Origin of the sequence: Stieleria tagensis, assembly GCF_024129865.1 — a bacterium.
GTDB lineage: Bacteria > Planctomycetota > Planctomycetia > Pirellulales > Pirellulaceae > Stieleria > Stieleria tagensis.
Genome location: NZ_JAMYFE010000157.1, coordinates 1 through 3,483, shown reverse-complemented (window position 1 = coordinate 3,483; position 3,483 = coordinate 1). Strand labels below are relative to the sequence as shown.

Annotated in this window: 2 protein-coding genes; one reads left to right on the top strand and one right to left on the bottom strand. The window is 57.4% G+C overall.

Features of this window, described 5'->3' with window-relative positions:
- Positions 1–101: 101 nt before the first annotated feature.
- Entirely contained in the window at positions 102–1,187 is a 1,086-nt protein-coding gene (locus tag NHH03_RS27095; RefSeq protein WP_253161490.1) for a hypothetical protein, read from the bottom strand.
- 501 nt (positions 1,188–1,688) lie between these two features.
- On the opposite strand from NHH03_RS27095, the gene NHH03_RS27090 reads away from it, so the two are divergent.
- Positions 1,689–3,461, top strand: a complete 1,773-nt coding sequence (locus tag NHH03_RS27090) for a tetratricopeptide repeat protein (RefSeq protein ID WP_253161489.1) — start codon at positions 1,689–1,691, stop codon at positions 3,459–3,461.
- The last annotated feature ends 22 nt before the right edge of the window (positions 3,462–3,483 follow it).

Below are 3,483 nucleotides of genomic sequence, written 5' to 3'. Positions count from 1 at the left end.
CGAGGGATTTAGGGTGTTAACAGGATCCCTTGCTGACGCGTCGGGTTCCCAAAGACCAATGCCACAGGTGAAAACGCAAGTTCAACGGCGTCTGAGCCGATTCAACGTGGCTGGCGAACGGGTTGCCAACCAAAAGTGGGATCGTCTCCCGGTTTGGTGGCGATGCGGGCGGGGAATTGGCGTTCCCGCAGCAAGACGTTTTTGACCGAGGGTGCAAAAAACGGATTGACTTGAATTTCCATCGACGTGGTTTTTCTATCTGGCACAGTGGCTGGCACTGGCAATTCGTCGATTAAATTTCGTTGCGACGGTGGGACCAACCAATCGTCTTCGTCAGCTTCCTGGACGGCTGCGTTGATCCGCCGCGGTGTCGGCACCTGAGTGTCACCCTCGCTGATCACGTCAATGTCTTGTTCAGGTGCGGTTTCCGCCGGTGAATCCACTGCGCCAATGAAATCATCGTAGGCGTCAGTGTCGTCTTGTGAACCGACAAGATCCGAGGGCTGAACGTCGGTCGGTTCGGTCTGCGTTTCAATGGCAAACTCGGCAGGTGGCACTTCAAAAATTGATTTGAACTCGCCCATTCGCTGCGGTTGTGGTTGAACCGGTGGCAAGCGAGTGACGGTTGGTTTGGGCGGTTGTGATTGCGGCGAATCGGGCATCGGGTCGGGTAGCTGCTGGCTTCGCTCCTCCGGCATCGGGGCGGGCGGCATGCTTGGCATCGGCAACGGGTTGCTGTTAATTTCTGGTTGCTCGTCAATCAGCGGCATCTCGGTAGCCGGCTGGGACGGTAGCGGCAATGCCAATTCGGACCGCGGTCGTTCATCCACGACGTCGTCAATCCAATCGGTGCCCGCCAGTTGGCTGCCCAAACCATCACAGTCCGATTGACAGTGGTGATTGCATTGCCCGATCCCGCAGCCCATCGAAGCCGGATAGAGTTCGCCACAACCGTTGGCACAGCCAAGTTGGCAAGATCGATGGGGATGGCTTTTGGGGGGCAGATCGGCGCCCGGACGACATCCACTGTCGCGACAGGTGTGGTATCCGTCGCCCCAACCGAAACCAAAGATTCGGCCGGTACGCTGCAGCGGTTCGACGGCGTGGGCTCGATACGCCGCAGCGGCGGAGACAACTGTCACGGCGGCCGCGACAGTGGCGACGACCTTTCGTGAGCGTTTGGCCATCCCCCCCCAAGTCGAACTGGGCGGAGTGGGGGGATCGACAGAATGAAATCCAAGCATTTTCCGACTCGTCGTCCGTGACAGTGGTCGCAGAATTCGGTAGACACAACTCCGTGAAACGCAGCGAGGTGTGCGCGCATCGTCTACTGACGTGGGTCATCGGCCACATCATTGCCCGTTCTCATCGCCAGACGCGGAGCCGGGGGCCAATTTCCCACAGGTTCGTGCTGACGACGCGGTTATGATGTTTGCAACGGTTAGTGCCGGCCATTGCTGCTGGGCATTCGGCGAGCTGACCGGATGCGTCTGTGCACCGTTTTTCACCGGCACGGGCATGGTGCGATGCCGCAAACACGCGAGATCGCAATATTTTCCCACACCGAGAACCCGTCATCGGCTGAAATTTCGCCAGATCTGGGAATCTGGCCAAGCTCGTCTACGCATCGATTGGCCGGGACGTAATAATGCAAGAGTCAGACTACAACCTCGCACGAGCCTACGCCGATGTTTCGATTGTTTTCAACGCACTTACAACTGATCGCTTTGGTGTGTTTCAGTATTTCCCTAACGACGCTGCCGCGGTTGACCGCGCAAGACGCTGTTGCGGATCCCCCCGCCGAGAACACTGAAAACGCCGCGGGTGACGACCAGCCAGCCAAAGACCTGGATCTGGAGTCCCCGGCGGTCGATCCCGGCCAAGAAGACCTGGACGAAGCCGCGATCTTGCGTTTCGACGCCAAGAGCACGCGAGAATTGCAGGCTGTCGAGCGTTTGTTGCAATCGGCCATCAAAAAAGGATTGAGCGGTGAAAACGCCGCATTCTCCAAGAAGATGCTGGGATCGGTGCTGCTGCAGAAGAGCCAGCAATTGATCGCAGCGATGGGCCAGGCCCGTGGCAACCAGCCGTTGGAGCTGCGTGACGAGGCGTTGCGGACACTCGAGCAAGCACTGGCCAACGATCCGGCTCTGGTCGAAGCCTATTTATTGGTCGCGCGACTGAATTTGTTGCCCGGTGGCGATAAAACGGCGATCAGTGAAGCCACCACCAAAGCAATCGAAATCCTGAAAGACACGCCGGTCGAGCGTAGTGCAGCGCTGATGTTGCGAGCGTTGACCTGGGGACCGGGCGAAGAAAAGAAACGGATGGACGACCTGAACGCCGCCATCAAAGACGACCCCAAAAATCTAGAAGCCCTGCGTGCCCGCGCGGCCCTGCGATTGCAGGACGATGACATCTCGGGTGCGATCGAAGACATGGAACAGGTCTTGGCCGAAGATCCGACCAACCAGCAAGTCGCCCAGGCTGTCGTTGAAAAATTGGCCGAATTGGAACGTGTCGACGATGCACTGAAACTGCTCAGTAAAGCCCTGGAAGCAAAACCGAGCGAAGGGTTGTATCGGTTGCGTGCGATTCTGTATCGCATGCAATTGAAGGAAGACGAGGCGCTGGCAGATTTGAACAAAGCGCTGGCGATGCAGCCCAAGGACCCGATTTCACTGTTGCAACGCGCTGAAATCTCGGTCGCACGCAACGAATTGCAAGCGGCCAAGGACGATTTGCGAGCCGCCGAACGGATTGCACCCGCAGTGGCCGCTGCCGAGCAAGCCATCATCGTTCGCTACATGATCGCGTTCCAAGAAGGCCGGATGGCCGACGCGATCAACGAGATCAAAACCTTGATCGATCGCGACCCATCAAGCGATCGCTACAAGTTGCAGCTGGCCAATTTGTACATTCAAGACGAACGGCCGCGACAAGCAATCGAAGTGCTGTCGACCATGCTGGATCGCGATCCCACCAATGTTTCAGTCCTCCGCTCTCGCGCCGATGCCTATTTGGCTGTCGGAGAACACGACAAAGCCATCGCCGATTATGAACGAGCATTGAAAGTTGCCGGCGATAACGCCGACGAATTTGATCTGTCAGGAATCCTGAACAACCTGGCTTGGGTGCTAGCCACCAGCCCCAAAGACGGTGTCCGTGACGGCAAACGTGCGGTCGAACTCGGGGAACGTGCCGTGGAACTGACCGAGAGTAAAGAGCCCCACATCCTAAGCACCCTGGCCGCCGCTTACGCCGAAACCGGTGACTTTGAAAAAGCTCGCCAGTGGAGCACGAAAGCCGTCGAGTTGGGTAAGGAACAAGACCACAATCAAACCGATCAGTTGGAAGAGGAACTGGAGAGTTACAAAGCCAACAAACCTTGGCGAGAGAAACAGGAGACCGAAGAGAATGCGGTCCCCATTTTGTCACCCGACGATCTGATCGATACCTGATTCCCATCTCTACGCCAACGGC